General features: G+C 60.8%; 11 protein-coding genes. 9 read left to right on the top strand and 2 right to left on the bottom strand.

All coding sequences use genetic code 11. The features are described 5' to 3' along the window. The first annotated feature begins 70 nt into the window (after nucleotides 1–70). From F7R26_RS16325 to F7R26_RS16290, 8 genes are all read left to right on the top strand, one after another. On the top strand, nucleotides 71–439 hold the full coding sequence (locus tag F7R26_RS16325; protein ID WP_150993588.1) for a hypothetical protein: 369 nt from the start codon (nucleotides 71–73) through the stop codon (nucleotides 437–439). Nucleotides 440–846: 407 nt separating this feature from the next. Continuing rightward, a complete protein-coding gene (locus tag F7R26_RS16320; RefSeq protein ID WP_150993587.1) occupies nucleotides 847–3,426 on the top strand; it encodes a type VI secretion system Vgr family protein in 2,580 nt (859 codons plus the stop codon). Between the two features lie 8 nt (nucleotides 3,427–3,434). Further along, on the top strand, nucleotides 3,435–5,417 hold the full coding sequence (locus F7R26_RS16315) for a zinc-dependent metalloprotease family protein (protein WP_193692083.1): 1,983 nt from the start codon (nucleotides 3,435–3,437) through the stop codon (nucleotides 5,415–5,417). Between the two features lie 77 nt (nucleotides 5,418–5,494). Continuing rightward, nucleotides 5,495–6,346, top strand: coding sequence for a hypothetical protein (locus F7R26_RS16310; RefSeq protein ID WP_150983966.1), 852 nt, complete (start codon nucleotides 5,495–5,497; stop codon nucleotides 6,344–6,346). A 5-nt stretch (nucleotides 6,347–6,351) separates the two neighbouring features. Further along, the gene (locus F7R26_RS16305; RefSeq protein ID WP_150983967.1) at nucleotides 6,352–7,470 is read left to right on the top strand and encodes a hypothetical protein; all 1,119 of its coding nucleotides are present in this window, start codon (nucleotides 6,352–6,354) and stop codon (nucleotides 7,468–7,470) included. A 5-nt stretch (nucleotides 7,471–7,475) separates the two neighbouring features. Beyond that, on the top strand, nucleotides 7,476–8,711 hold the full coding sequence (gene tssL, locus F7R26_RS16300; protein WP_150983968.1) for a type VI secretion system protein TssL, long form: 1,236 nt from the start codon (nucleotides 7,476–7,478) through the stop codon (nucleotides 8,709–8,711). 17 nt (nucleotides 8,712–8,728) lie between these two features. Further along, a complete protein-coding gene (locus tag F7R26_RS16295) occupies nucleotides 8,729–9,010 on the top strand; it encodes a PAAR domain-containing protein (RefSeq protein ID WP_150983969.1) in 282 nt (93 codons plus the stop codon). Between the two features lie 61 nt (nucleotides 9,011–9,071). Beyond that, nucleotides 9,072–9,914 (top strand): hypothetical protein, encoded by an 843-nt coding sequence (locus tag F7R26_RS16290; protein WP_150983970.1) that lies wholly within the window; start codon nucleotides 9,072–9,074, stop codon nucleotides 9,912–9,914. 482 nt (nucleotides 9,915–10,396) lie between these two features. On the opposite strand, the gene F7R26_RS16285 is transcribed toward F7R26_RS16290, so the two are convergent. After that, nucleotides 10,397–11,548 carry a 50S ribosomal protein L11 methyltransferase gene (locus F7R26_RS16285; RefSeq protein ID WP_150983971.1) on the bottom strand — a complete coding sequence of 384 codons (1,152 nt, stop codon included), beginning with the start codon at nucleotides 11,546–11,548 and terminating at the stop codon, nucleotides 10,397–10,399. A 194-nt stretch (nucleotides 11,549–11,742) separates the two neighbouring features. Beyond that, nucleotides 11,743–12,684 carry a CysB family HTH-type transcriptional regulator gene (locus F7R26_RS16280; RefSeq protein WP_150983972.1) on the bottom strand — a complete coding sequence of 314 codons (942 nt, stop codon included), beginning with the start codon at nucleotides 12,682–12,684 and terminating at the stop codon, nucleotides 11,743–11,745. 156 nt (nucleotides 12,685–12,840) lie between these two features. Between F7R26_RS16280 and F7R26_RS16275 the strand changes: the two genes are divergently transcribed. Next, nucleotides 12,841–13,614 carry a sulfite exporter TauE/SafE family protein gene (locus tag F7R26_RS16275; RefSeq protein WP_150983973.1) on the top strand — a complete coding sequence of 258 codons (774 nt, stop codon included), beginning with the start codon at nucleotides 12,841–12,843 and terminating at the stop codon, nucleotides 13,612–13,614. Nucleotides 13,615–13,624: the final 10 nt, after the last annotated feature.

Below are 13,624 nucleotides of genomic sequence, written 5' to 3'. Positions count from 1 at the left end.
TATCGGGTTCAAGCCTCATGGCCTTGCGGATCTTGCATCTTCCGAATCCGATCATAGTGGAGTTTGAGCTATGATGCGCCTCGTTAAATTTCTGGCTAAGTTGCTGGTCATTCTCGTAGCCCTGGTTAGCTCGCTGATTTATGGCTGCAACGCGCTGAACCGATCAGCCCGGTATCAATGCGAGCAAGAACGTTCCCATACAGGCCAATACATAGGTGAAACCTGCTTTCTGCCACGAGAGTACGGCGCGCTATTCCGCCTGTATGAAGCGCGCACTGGGGAGTTACTGGCCGAGCGTAAATATATTGAACCTGAACCGCACAAAAATTTGATTTGGAATCCAATTTTCGTGCAATACGATTTGGGGGCGACCGAAAATAATGGCGTCGTGGACCTACCGCCGACCTGGCTGGATCGCGTAAGGGCGAAATTGCCGTAGATCTGCACCTGCTGTGCTGAGGTTAGCGCCCTTGATGCGAGGCCCATCCTCAATCCACCCAAGTTAAGCCTCAGCAAGCCTTGTAAGCGGCATGTCGATGAGGTTTGTGGCGAGGCGGACATGGCTTAGCGCGATCCGGTCGCGCGCGATGGCTAGCCGAATTGGCGGCATGCTTGTTCGCAGTGCCGTCCAAGATCTCTGCAATTTCCGCATGACTGCGAATTGTCCGGGTTCATTTCCGGAATAGTCTCATAGACACCCCCGTTTCCAAGCCGATAAGCTTGGGAAGCTAAATTCATCGGAGTAGCGGATTTTTTCGGGAGCCCAAGTCACGTAAGGTGGCCTGGGTTGTTTCGCGTCGCGTCAGGAATGCGCCGAGGGCGCCTGACATCACGGAGCTTACTTGCATGGGTAACCGCTTGCCGCGCTTTTCTCGTACCGTCACCGTGTCCGGTGAGGGGTTGCCGGAACTGATGGGACAGCCGCTGCTGGTGTTTTCCCGCATATCCGGCACTGAGGGCATTAACGCCCTTTTCGAATACGAACTGGAATTAAAGACCCCCGACGACCGCAATGCCCTTTACGGCCCGGCAGGCGACCTTGATATGGAAGCCATGCAGGGCAAGGAACTCACTGTCAGTATTGAACTGGACGGATCTGGCACCGGCCAAGCCGGCGGCCTGGGCCAGGGCATGCGGGAAATCACCGGCCTCGTCACCGAAGTTCGGGGGCCGTTCTATGACAACGAGCGCATTCTGTACCGGTTGACCTTGCGTGCGTGGCTGTGGCTGGCAACACTGACGAGCAACTACAAGCGGTTCCAGAACATGACCGTGCTGGAAATCGTCGAGGCGGTACTCAGCAACTACACCTTCCCCGTCGAGCGTCGCCTGCTGGATAGCCAATATCCTCAGCGCGAATATCAATTGCAGGCCGGTGAAACCGATTACCAATTCGTGCGGCGCCTGCTCGCAGAATGGGGCATATCGTTCTTCTTCGAGCATTCAGATGGTCACCACCGTCTGGTGCTGACCGATGGCAACGGGGCTTTCAAGGTTATTCCCAGTGCCGCGTATCACACCATTAGCTGGTATCCATCCTCTGACCGGGTTGACGAAGAACACCTCTATCAGTTTGAGGCGCGTGACCGGCTGGTCACCGGCCAATGGACGCATGGGGATTACGATTTCAAGCAACCGCGCGCTGACCTCAACGTGTCTGCCGAAGCGCCGCGCGACACCAGTCATTCGACCTACGAGCGGTTCGACTGGCCGGGTGACCACGCCGAGCCCATGGGCGGCATGCAAGCCCGCGCCGAGGGCGACATGCGGGCGCGCATCCGCATGGAAGCCATCCGGCAGCACGGACACCGTGTGCGCGGCAAGGGGAATGTCCGCGCGATGGCACCGGGCAATACGTTCACGCTCGCGCGCTCCCTGCGCAGGAAGGCCAACTGCGAGTACCTGATTTTCGACACACGCCTGCTGATCGAGGATGTGGGCGAGTTCTCGGGCAGCGGCCAGCAATGGCGCTGCGAGGTGGAATTCGAGGCACAGCCGACCCGCGAGATCTTCCGGCCCGAATGGGTCAGGAAGCCCTACATCGGCGGCACGCATGTCGCGAAGGTCACCGGTCCGGCCAATCAGGAAATCTGGACCGACAGTTTCGGTCGCGTGCGCTGCGAGTTTGCCTGGGACCGCTATGGCAACAACGACGAGAACAGTTCCTGCTGGATTCGCGTCGCCAATTTTGCGTCGGGAAGCCGCTTCGGCAACACGCACCTGCCGCGCATCGGACAGGAGGTCGTTGTGGCCTACCTGGGCGGTGATCCGGATCGGCCGATCATCGTCGGGGTGGTGAACAATCAGGAAAATCTACCGGCGTGGAACCTGCCGGATCAGCACGCGCTATCCGGCTACCAGAGTAAAGAGCTATTCGGCGAAGGCCGCAACCAGACGCTTTATGACGACACGCAGGGCCAGCAGCAGGTGCAGGTCGCCTCGGCCCACCAGAACAGCCTGCTGGCGCTCGGCCACAACGTCCGCGTGAACGATTGGCAGGGGCGCGAGGAAAAGCGCGGCGAGGGCTTCGAGTTGCGCACCGATGGCAAGGGGGCCATCCGCGCAGACGGGATGCTGATTACCACCGAGGCCCGACGTAACGCAGACGGTCATGTGCTGGCAATGCAGGAAACGATCCGCCGGCTGGAACAGGCACTGGCCGAAGCCCGCAACGTGCTGGATGCCAGCGTGGCGGCACTCGCGCAGACCGATGAACAGAAGAATGTGGCGCAGGCCATTGCCGAACAGAACGACGCCATCAAGGGGACGGGCGAAGCGCTGGGCGAACTGTCACAGCCGATGATGGTCATGGCGAGTCCAGCCGGGATCGCCAGTACGACACCGAAGACCACGCACCTGCACAGCGGCGACCATACGGCGCTGACCACCGGCAGGCATTTGTCCATGTCTGCGGGTCACAGCATTGTCGGCAGCGCGGCCAAAGGTGTCTCGCTGTGCGGCCATACCGAAGACGTGAAGCTGATCGCCCGCAAGGGCAAAGTCGCGGTGCAGGCGCAAGACAACGAAATGGAAGTCGTGGCGCGCGACACCCTGAAGGTCACCAGCACCGAAGGCAGGATCGAAGTCACCGCCGCCAGGGAAATCGTGTTCAACGTTGGCGGCACTTACTACCGCATGACGCCCAGCGGCATCGAGAGCGGCACCAGCGGCGCATGGACGGTTCACGCGGGCAGCAAGCAATTGACCGGCCCGAAGACTGCCAGCGTGGCGATGCCGAGCTTCGGCAAAGGTTACGAGGGCTTCTACAAGCTGCATTGGGATGGCACTGACCACCTTGCACCGCACCAGTCATACCGCATTACGCGCGCCGATGGCAGCCTCATCGAAGGTGTGACCAATGCGCACAGCGAGACTGCGCTCAAGCTAGCCGAGTTCGGCGAAACCGTAAAGATTGAAATTCTATAAGACCGCTTATGGCAACCCATTCCACACATCCTTCGCAAAAGCCGCCTGCATCGTATCCGGAATTGACCCTCAAGCCGGGCGGCGCGGTGTGCAAGGTGGCGATACCGCTGCGCCCATTGCGCATCTATTTCCAGCTGTTCCCGGGTATCTCCCGGACTGAAGCCGAGCGCGGGCTGGCCGGCCTCAGCTACAAACTGCGCATCCCTGGACAAACGGATAGCGAAGGCACGACGGAGGCCAACGGCAAGATTCTCTTGCCGGGCCTGCAACCTGGCATCACAGGCGAACTGGAGATTCTTGGCACGCTGATCCAGTTGACCGCGCGTGACTACAGCGATGACGAGAAGACCGACAGCACAACGACGATGGGCATCCAGGGTGCCAAGCGTCGCCTGATGGTGCTGGGTTACTACGACAAGCCTTATCGGTCCGTACGGCCCGGGCAAGTGGCTGTGTCGCAGATTCCCGATGACAAGTTGGACCACATCGAAATCGAGGACGCGATCCTGCGTTTTCAGGTGGACAGCGGCATCGAGCCCAATGGCGAAATTGAGCGGCACGAACTCGCTGGCAGCAAGATCGATCCATCGCAGGCGTTTGGCTTTCACCGCGATCTCACTGGCTCGAGCGTCAAGCAGTTTCACCCCGACTTCGTCGCCAAGCTGGCAGCGCGCGGCGGCAGCGCCCCTCCGGGCACCATGGAGCCATGTACCGTCCCGCCTCCGACACGACCGAAAGACAAAGGCACAGTCGGATCTGCCACGCCGGGGCCGTCGCCAAAACCGCTGGCACGCGAAATCTACGATGGACACCGGTTTGTACCGGTGCGTTTCGTGCGGTACAACGAATCGACCACCTTTCATCCGGGCAGGCCCGAACTGGACGAGCGCGGCTACCGGGAGCATGACGGGCCCATCGTTAGCCTGATGGCTGGACAGAGAATTGACCTGTTGCTGCTGCGCCTGCATGTCGGGGCGAGCGTGCCGCTGAGCTTCGTCAGTACGGATGAGAGCGCGGTCAAGATCAGTCATGTGACGGGTGACTTGATTGAACTGTCAGGGGTACGTGGCGGAGAAGAAGCATCTCCACGAACGGCCAGTATTGAAGTGCGCTTCGGCAGTTCCACTGGGCCACTACTGCACACCCTGGCTGTGCAGGTCTACGACCCCATCAACGTTGCTGTGGCGGTGCATTTTGTGTCTATTGGGCAGGCCGGCAGGCCGGAGATTCCACGGGTTCCTCCGTCGCTTCAGCGTCCAAAGCTCGAACCCATCTTCAACAAGATCAATGACATCTGGCGGGCAGCGGGGATTCGCTTTGAGGTCGAGCAATGGCTGAATGACACCATCGACTTGACGAAGGCAGGGGCGATGACCGTCAAGCCTGCCAAAAACGGGCAACCTGCGGTGAACGAGTTCCCCGCGGTGACCAGTCTGAGTCGCAAGGCGAGGCATCTGAACATGTATGTGGTGGAATCCACAATCGGTAGTGGCATTGGCTGGGGGCTTTGCAATACCGCCCTGGTGGCCGCCGAGCAGATGCATGGCGGCCAGCCTTCCAGCCAGGATCAGCTCATCCAGACGTTCGCCCACGAGATCGGACATTTTCTCGGACTATGGCACCCCGCAACGCATAACCCCAAGGGGGACGATGTTCACGTGCAAATTCAAGGCAGGGAAGAACGCCACAACCTGGAGGATTTCTGGTCCCGCCGGATGCTGATGTATGTCTATACCGGTTTGAACGGCATCGGTCCACTGGACGCCAATACCCGGCAACGAGGACGGCAACAAGATGTTGGCAATGGCTGGCATGTGGGCGGCAAGATGCTGTGCTGCAAGACGGTGCCGAAGGTCGTGTCCTCTTCGAAGTACTCCGAGATTGTCACGGCACGCGGGATCGCACTACTCAACAAGTCTGAATCGTCAACGGAGAAGAAAGCGGCATGGTCACCACCGTCCGACAACGCTGGGCAAGGCGTTTTTGCCTGAGCCTGCTACTCACCTGCAGCGTAGCGGTACCACAGGTGTGTGCTGCGCAAGATCAAGTCATACAGGAGAAAACGAATATGCCTAGCCTGGCAAAAATGATCGACCACGAGCAGTGGGATGACGCTTACGCCTATGTTCGCCTGCAACAGAATGCCATCGTGCCGGAAGTCCGCGCTATCGTGAGCGATCCAAGAACGAGTAGTACCACAATGGAAATTGCCTACGGCTTTCTGCGGAAAGTTCCAACGCTTGAATCGGCAACGCTATTGGCGCAAGGCTTTAGTCAAGGAGGCGGTCAGGCAAGCGTACTTGGCCTGATCGAGAACCCTCGTTCCGAGGTTTACCCAATTCTGAAGGGGCAGATGCGACCACCTGCAAAAGAAGGCGACAGGGATCTCCTGCTCACGATGGCGCAAATCCCCGTGCCACCGGAGCAGCGCATCGCCGATCTGAAACCCTATCTAGCGGCAAGAAACTACGGGGTGCGCGTCGGCGCGGTCTTCGGCCTCGCGCTGCTGGAGGACCCCGGCAGTATGGAACTGATGACGCGTGCGCTGGGTGCGGGTGACCGTGACGGGAAAAGGGACCCACTCATGATCTTCTATCAGTTCCGCGCATGGCGCACGCCGAAATTTGTGCCGGTGCTGATTCCCGTGCTGAATGACCCCATGCCGATCAAGGATATCGGACTGCGCCGCTATAACGAGGATGGCAGCGAATCGGCCATGACGCCCGAAGATCTGCGCTATCTACGCGCCCGCGACTACGCGCTGAACATCCTTGTCAAGACGCTGAACATCGACGTGCCGTTCAAGATCGAGGACGACGTGACTTATTCCAAGGAGCAACGCGAACTGGTCAAGCAGAAGCTGCGTGACTTGGGCTACACGGTGACCGATGAGCCCCATCCGGTCACGGACGGAGTCTAAGCAAGATGGCCGACATGGACCCGCAAGGCATCCCATCGCCCGAGCCGGGCAACAGACCAGCAGCCGGTAACGATTCGCAGCCGACGCGAGCCGAAGGCGTCAAGCCGACGCCTCGCTGGATTCTGCCGCCGCGAACTCTTGATCAGCGTATGGGCACCACCGTCCGACAACGCTGGGCAAGGCGTTTTTGCCTGAGTCTGCTGCTTGCCAGCACCATTGCATTGCCACAAACATGGGCTGCGCAAGATCAAGTCATACAGGAGCAACCGAATATGCCTCGCCTGGCACAAATGATCAACCACCGGCAGTGGGATGAAGCTTATGCCTATGTTCGCCGGCAACAGAATGCGATCGTGCCGGAAATCCGCGCTATCGCGGATGACCCAAACACAAGCAGCACCACGAGAGACATTGCCTATAGCTTTCTGCGAAAGGTGCCTACGCTGGAATCAGCTCTTTTGTTGGCGCACGGGCTGGGAGAGGGCGGTAGAGACAACAGTGTATTTGGCTTGATCGAGAACCCCCGTGCCGAGGTCTACCCGATTCTCAAAGCGAAGCTCCAACCTCCAAAGGAGGAGGAAAACAAGAACCTTCTGCTCACAATGGCGCAGATGCCCGTGCCACCGGAGCAGCGCATCACCGATCTGAAGCCCTATCTAGCGGCAAAAAACTACGGGGTGCGCGTCGGCGCGGTCTTCGGCCTCGCGCTGCTGGACGACCCCGGCAGTATGGAGCTGATGACGCGTGCGCTGGGTGCGGATGACCGTGACGGGAAAAGGGACCCACTCATGATCTTCTATCAGTTCCGCGCATGGCGCACACCGAAATTTGTGCCGGTGCTGATTCCCGTGCTGAACGACCCCATGCCGATCAAGGATATCGGACTGCGCCGCTATAACGCGGATGGCAGTGAATCGGCCATGACGCCCGAAGAACTGCGCTATCTACGCGCCCGCGACTACGCGCTGAACATCCTTGTCAAGACGCTGAACATCGACGTGCCGTTCAAGATCGAGGACGACGTGACTTATTCCAAGGAGCAGCGCGAGCTGGTCAAGCAGAAGCTGCGCGACTTGGGTTACACGGTGACCGATGAGCCCCATCCGGTCACGAACGGAGTCTAAGCAAGATGGCCGACATGGACCCGCAAGGCATCCCCTCGCCCGAGCCGGACAACAAACCAGCAGCCGGTAACGATTCGCAGCCGACGCGAATTTTTGAGCAGCGTTTCGCCGATGTGCAGCGTGCCCAGAATCCAATATTGGAGGCAGCACGGCGCTTGGTTCGTTGTCTGTGCGACCTACCGGAGCGCATGGCGCCGGCGGAAACGGAACGTCTGCGCGCGTTGATCAACCAAGAGCTAGACACATTCAAGGCACTGGTCGAGCGCGCCAACGTCAAGCGCGAACATGTCATTGCCTCGCACTATGCCATCTGCACGGCGCTGGACGACGTAGCCTTGCAGCACGAATGGGGACAGGGCCGGTGGGCCAACCACAGTCTGCTGGTTCAACACCACCAGGACAATCAGGGCGGCGAGAAGGTATATCAAGTGCTGGGCCGCCTGGTGGAATCGCCCCACGAGCATATTGCGGTCATCCAACTGATCTACCATTTGATGTCCCTGGGATTCATGGGGCGTTATCGCGGGATGACCGACGGAGACCGGCAGCATTACACGATTCGGCAGCGCTTGTACGACTTGCTGCTGAAGCACTACGGCCCCGTCCCCAACGAACTGTCGCCGCACATTGAACCCGCGCCGCCGGGGCGCTTTCGCCATCTGTACAGTTTGTCGCCGTGGGCGACGGTTTCGGTGCTTGCCCTAGTTGCCTTGGGGTTGTTCGCTTGGATGAAATACGATTTGCTGCGCAGGCAGAATGAATTGGTGCGGCAGATCGAGGCCATTGGCAGGATGACGCCGCCACCGCTGCCCCAGGCGCTGCATCTGGCCGAATTGCTCAAGGATGAGATCGCACGCGGCGTGGTGGCGGTCCATGACAACGACCGGGACACCACCGTGGTATTCCGGGGCGATGACATGTTCCGTGCCGGTCAGGCTGATGTGAACAAGCGACTGTTGCCAGCGCTCAACAAGGTGGCCAGAGAAATCAACAAGGTGCAAGGCAAGGTGCAAGTGATCGGCCACAGCGACAACCAGCCCATCAAGAGCGTGCGCTTTCCGTCCAATCAGGCGTTATCCGAAGAACGCGCTGCCGTCGTCAGTGAGTGTCTTGCAAGTCAAGGGGTCGCCAAGGGCCGGCTCGAAGCGATTGGCAAGGGCGATAGCGAACCCGTTGGCGATAACAAGACCATCGCTGGTCGCGCTGCAAACCGGCGTGTCGAAGTGGTGGTGACCCAATAGTCGCAAAGCCAATCCAAATGCCAAAGAAATGCATCAAGAAAAGCGATAAGACCGCGCATGGCGGCGAAGTCATCCGTGGGTCCGCCAGCGATTTTCTGGACGGCCAGCCATTGGCGCGCCTGGGTGACCTCGTCAGGTGCCCGCTCGGCTACCCGGATGGCCGGCCGCACGGCACTAACAAGATCGTGGAGGCGAGCTCCGGGCTAACGGTCGAAGGCGGCGTCGTGGCATGCGAGGGGGACCGCTCAGAGTGTGGCTGCCAATTGATTGCGAACACCGACACGAGTGTGGGGGCATAGTCAGATGCGCGATTTTTCCTGCCTGTCCTGGTCCCCTGAACTGGCTGATATGGAGACGGGAATGATCGCCGCCAAGGTTGCGAAGCGAGTCATGCTGCGTGCAGACGGCGGTCTCTATGGCATCGTGAGTGCCGGCGTGATGGGGGTTGCCTATCCCACCGAGCCGGTGACGCTGCGTTTGGACCGCGTGGCGAGCATTGACATCGGTGACCCGGCCCAGGTCATTGAACACGACATGACGGGTGTGGCCGGCATGGTTTCGCATGACATTCACTTTCACGATGGCAGCCGTGCCCAATACGCCGTCAATGCGCATGGGAAAATCGTGGCGTTCGAAGCAAAATGGATCACGCTGGAGATCAGCGCAGACAACCACGTAAAGCTGATATCGACACCTGTGCAATCCTGGGCGGCCAAGCTGCGCGCACGTCTCGATGAACGCAAGACCTTGCGCCTTGCTTTGCTTGCCGGGAGCATGCTGGCGCTCGGCCTGCTGCTAGGCTGGTTTCTGCCGGCGTGGCTGGCTGTGTCGAAGCCCTTTGCCTTGGGGTGCCTGCTAATCATCGGGTTGGCGTTGGGCGCGGCAGGATTCGCCTGGCGCATTCCTCGCAGCCTGCCTGTTGCAGTTGGCGTCTTCAACGCCATTGCATTGCCCCTCGTGTGGGTGCTATTTCAGCTAAGGCTGCTAGCCCCTGGGTTACCGAGCCCAACGATTCACCGCGATGCGGCGGTCTTGTTTTCCTTGGAATTCGTTTTGCTGGCAGGTCTGATACTGACGATTCTGCACTACCGTAGACATGCCCCTGCGACCGTTCATGTTGTGCATCGGATCGACGGCAGGTATCTAGTCGAACAAGCGTCATCCTGTGTACTTGGCATCAGGTTGAATGGCGAAACATTTTGAGGCGCGCATGATAGTGCCGGTCGATTTATACGCCTCAGAGACTTCTTTAGGCGAGCGCGCCGGGTATCAGCCAGGTGATAAGGGGATGATCTACATCTACGCGCAACTCTAGGGCGCAATGGAAGACATGATGCTTCCGGAGCGACCATCCATCGGATACCCCCTGCCGGGGGAAAGGTGCGTGCTTGTCCAGCAGGCTGCGAAGGCGATGCCGGCTTCACGCGTCCGATGTAGGGAGAGGGAGGGCTGGGTGACGGAGATCGATGCCTTTGATCCGCCTATCGCGTTTTGAGTGCGCGTCGTGTGGAGGGGCCGGGGAGGGGCCTTCGCAGGTTGGATGGGTGTCGCTCTTGCTGGCTCCCGCCCTCTCCCCCGCCCCTCTCCCGCAGGGCGGGAGAGGGGAGACAACAGAGCGCAGGGTGGGAGGCTCTGGCTGTCTTCAGACCAAGGCGACGAGCGCCGCCCGGTCCATCAACTACAGCTTACTTGATACCCAAGCGCCACAACGAAGTCACCTCTGCCGCACGCGCGGCGTGCAGCGGGTCGGTCATGTCCGCAGCCTTCGGGTGGTTGGGCTTGACTTCCAGCCGCCCCAGCACCTTCAGCCCGGCTGCATCGATCCAGCCCAGCAACTGGTCCCGCGTGCGCAGGCCCAGGTGTTCAGCCAGGTCCGACAGCAGCAGCCAGCCTTCGCCCTTGGGTTCCAGGTGATCGGCCAGACCGGCGATGAAGCCCTTCAGCATCTGGCAGTCCGGGTCATACACCGCGCGTTCAATCGGCGAGTTGGGGCGTGCCGGTACCCACGGCGGGTTGCACACCACCAGCGGGGCGCGGCCTTCGGGGAAGAGGTCGGCTTCCACCACTTCGACCTGGGCGGCGGCCTTCAGGCGGTGGATGTTGTCGCTGGCGCAGGCGAGTGCGCGCGGGTCCATGTCGGTGGCGATCACGCGTTTGACGCCGCGCTGGGCTAGCAGGGCGGCCAGCACGCCGGTGCCGGTGCCGATGTCGAAGGCGAGGTTGAGGGCGCCGGCGGGTAGCTGGGCCTTGGCCACCAGGTCGATGTATTCGCCGCGCACGGGGGAGAACACGCCGTAGTAGGGGTGGATGCGTTCGGCCAGGGCGGGGATCTCCACGCCTTTTTTACGCCACTCGTGGGCGCCGATCAGGCCGAGGAGTTCGCGCATGGATGCCACGTAGGGGGCGTCGACCTCGCCGTAGGCTTCGAGGCAGGCTTCGCGCACATCGGGGGAGCGGCGCAGGGGCACGAGGTGGTCGGCGTCAAAGGGCAGCAGCAGCATGGAGAGCGTGCGGGCGCGCTGGGACTGGGCCTGGCGGTGCAGGTGGAAGGCTTCGGTGGGGGTGGGCTTGGCCTTGGGCACCTTGGCTGCCTTGGCTGCCTTCTTGGGCTTGTCGGCGCGGCGGGCCAGGGCCTGGAGCAGCTGGCGGGCGTTCTGGAAGTCGCCGCGCCAGAGCATGGCGGTGCCTTCGCAGGCGAGGCGGTAGGCGGTGTCGCCGGTGGTGGTGTCGTCAGCGATGACGACGCGCTTGGGCGGGGGCATGCCGGCTTCGGATTGCCAGTTTGCGCTGCGTTCTTCGCCGTTTTCGGTCCAGTGGATGGTGGCTTGCTCTGTCATGGGGTCTTTCTGGCTGCCTTGGGGCGACCAATGGGTTGTGCTGCGTTGTGCTGATAAGTCTGGCCAACCGGGGTTGGCCATTCAAGGTGATCCGTCCCTGCCGCGCGCCGGTTGCATCCGGGGCGCCGTGGCGGGGCTGGCATGGCGCGGCTGATGGCTATTCATCGTTGGTCAGCCGCGCTGGATGGGGTGCGTCAGAGTTCGTAGGCTTCGTGGTCGCCCGACATGGCTTGTTCTACCAGCTTGCGGTTGAGCGTTGGGGAGAACAACTCAATAAAGGTATACACAAAGCTGCGCAGGTAGGCGCCTTGCTTCACAGCCAGGTGCGTCACATTGGTGCCGAACAGGTGCCCGGCGGGGATGCCGCGCAGGTTGCGGTCGCGCTCGGCGTCAAAGGCGACGCCGGCGACGATGCCCACGCCCAGGCCGATTTCTACATAGGTCTTGATGACGTCGGCGTCGATGGCTTCCAGGATGATGTCGGGCTTGAGGTGGCGCAGCTCAAAGGCTTTGTCGATCTTGGGGCGGCCGGCGAAGTTGGGATCATAAGTGATGAGTGGGTAACCCATCAGGTCTTCCAGCGCCAGGTGCTTCTTTTCTAGCAGGGGGTGGTCGGGGGGCATGACGACCACGTGCTGCCATTGGTAGCCGGGCAGGGAGATGAGGTTTTTGTCGGCCGAGATGCCTTCGGTGGCGATGCCGATGTCGGCGTGGTCGTGCAGCACCATGTCGGCGATCTGGGCGGGATTGCCCTGTTGTATGGAAAGGCGCACCTTGGGGTAGCGCTTGGTAAACTCCGCGATCACCCGGGGCAGGGCGTAGCGCGCCTGCGTGTGGGTGGTGGCGATGGTGAAGTTGCCCTGGTCCTGGGCGGCGTAGTCCTTGCCTACGCGTTTCAGGCTTTCCACTTCTTGCAGGATCTTCTCTACCGACTCCAGGATGCGGCGGCCGGGCTCCGTCAGGTTGCGGATGCGCTTGCCGTGGCGGGTAAAGATGTCCACGCCGAGCTCTTCTTCCAGCTCGATGATGGCCTTGGAGACACCGGGTTGTGACGTATAGAGCGCTTTAGCGGCTTCGGTCAGGTTGTAGTTCTGACGTACGGCTTCGCGCACAAAGCGGAACTGATGCAGGTTCATATAACTGTGTTCGTATAAACAAACAACTTCTTATTAGTTTGAGATATGAGGGCAGTTTATTACGATTCTCGAACTTTGTTAATGAACGGTCGGAACCTCCGTGTGCTTGCCTCACTTTTAGGCAGCAACGGGCGCTTACCGGCCCGGTGAACCCCAATGTCTCTTGCCTATACCGTTTCCGGTCTGCTAGTAGGCGTCCTCGTCGGTCTGACCGGGGTAGGCGGGGGTTCGCTCATGACGCCGCTGCTGACGCTGCTGTTCGGTTTTTCGCCGGCCACGGCGGTTGGCACCGACCTGGCTTTCGCCGCCATCACCAAGGGTTTCGGCACGCTGGCGCACCGCGCCCACGGCCATGTGCAGTGGCAGGTGGTGCGCCGCCTGTGCATCGGCAGCCTGCCGGCCGCGGTGGTGGCCATCCTGGTGCTCAAGAGCGCCGGCGAGCTTGACGCGCAGTGGCTGCACGCCATCCGCATGACCATCGGCGTGTCGGTGATCCTGACGGTATTGTCGCTGTTGTTCCGCAGGCAGCTGCTGGCGTGGCTGTCCCGCAACCCCCGGTTCCAGCTGGAAGGCCGTGCCCAGACCATTGCCACCATCGTGGTGGGCGCCGTGATCGGCGTGCTGGTGACGGTGTCCTCGATCGGCGCCGGTGCGGTTGGCGCCACCTTGATCCTGCTGCTCTATCCCCGCATGAAGCCTGCCGAAGTGGCGGGCACCGATATCGCCTACGCCGTCCCGTTGACGGCGCTTGCCGGCCTGGGCCATGTGTGGCTGGGCACGGTGAACTGGACCCTTTTGCTGGCCTTGCTGGTGGGCTCGATCCCCGGCATCTGGCTGGGCGCGCAACTGTCGCGGGCGTTGCCCGAGCGGCTGGTGCGCGCCGCGCTGGCTACCACGCTGACGCTGGTGGCCATCAAGCTCGTCTCCTGAATTCAACGAA

Source organism: Cupriavidus basilensis, assembly GCF_008801925.2.
GTDB classification, from domain to species: Bacteria; Pseudomonadota; Gammaproteobacteria; order Burkholderiales; family Burkholderiaceae; genus Cupriavidus; species Cupriavidus basilensis.
Note: the sequence above shows the minus strand (reverse complement) of the source record. Positions and strands in the feature narration are given on the sequence as shown.

Coding starts and splice junctions, on each gene's coding strand:
- F7R26_RS16290 (WP_150983970.1), top strand. CDS start 9,072: ATGATCGCCGCCAAGGTTGCGAAGCGAGTCATGCTGCGTGCAGACGGC.
- F7R26_RS16315 (WP_193692083.1), top strand. CDS start 3,435: ATGGCAACCCATTCCACACATCCTTCGCAAAAGCCGCCTGCATCGTAT.
- F7R26_RS16280 (WP_150983972.1), bottom strand. CDS start 12,684: ATGAACCTGCATCAGTTCCGCTTTGTGCGCGAAGCCGTACGTCAGAAC.
- F7R26_RS16285 (WP_150983971.1), bottom strand. CDS start 11,548: ATGACAGAGCAAGCCACCATCCACTGGACCGAAAACGGCGAAGAACGC.
- tssL (WP_150983968.1), top strand. CDS start 7,476: ATGGCCGACATGGACCCGCAAGGCATCCCCTCGCCCGAGCCGGACAAC.
- F7R26_RS16305 (WP_150983967.1), top strand. CDS start 6,352: ATGGCCGACATGGACCCGCAAGGCATCCCATCGCCCGAGCCGGGCAAC.
- F7R26_RS16295 (WP_150983969.1), top strand. CDS start 8,729: ATGCCAAAGAAATGCATCAAGAAAAGCGATAAGACCGCGCATGGCGGC.
- F7R26_RS16275 (WP_150983973.1), top strand. CDS start 12,841: ATGTCTCTTGCCTATACCGTTTCCGGTCTGCTAGTAGGCGTCCTCGTC.
- F7R26_RS16320 (WP_150993587.1), top strand. CDS start 847: ATGGGTAACCGCTTGCCGCGCTTTTCTCGTACCGTCACCGTGTCCGGT.
- F7R26_RS16310 (WP_150983966.1), top strand. CDS start 5,495: ATGCCTAGCCTGGCAAAAATGATCGACCACGAGCAGTGGGATGACGCT.
- F7R26_RS16325 (WP_150993588.1), top strand. CDS start 71: ATGATGCGCCTCGTTAAATTTCTGGCTAAGTTGCTGGTCATTCTCGTA.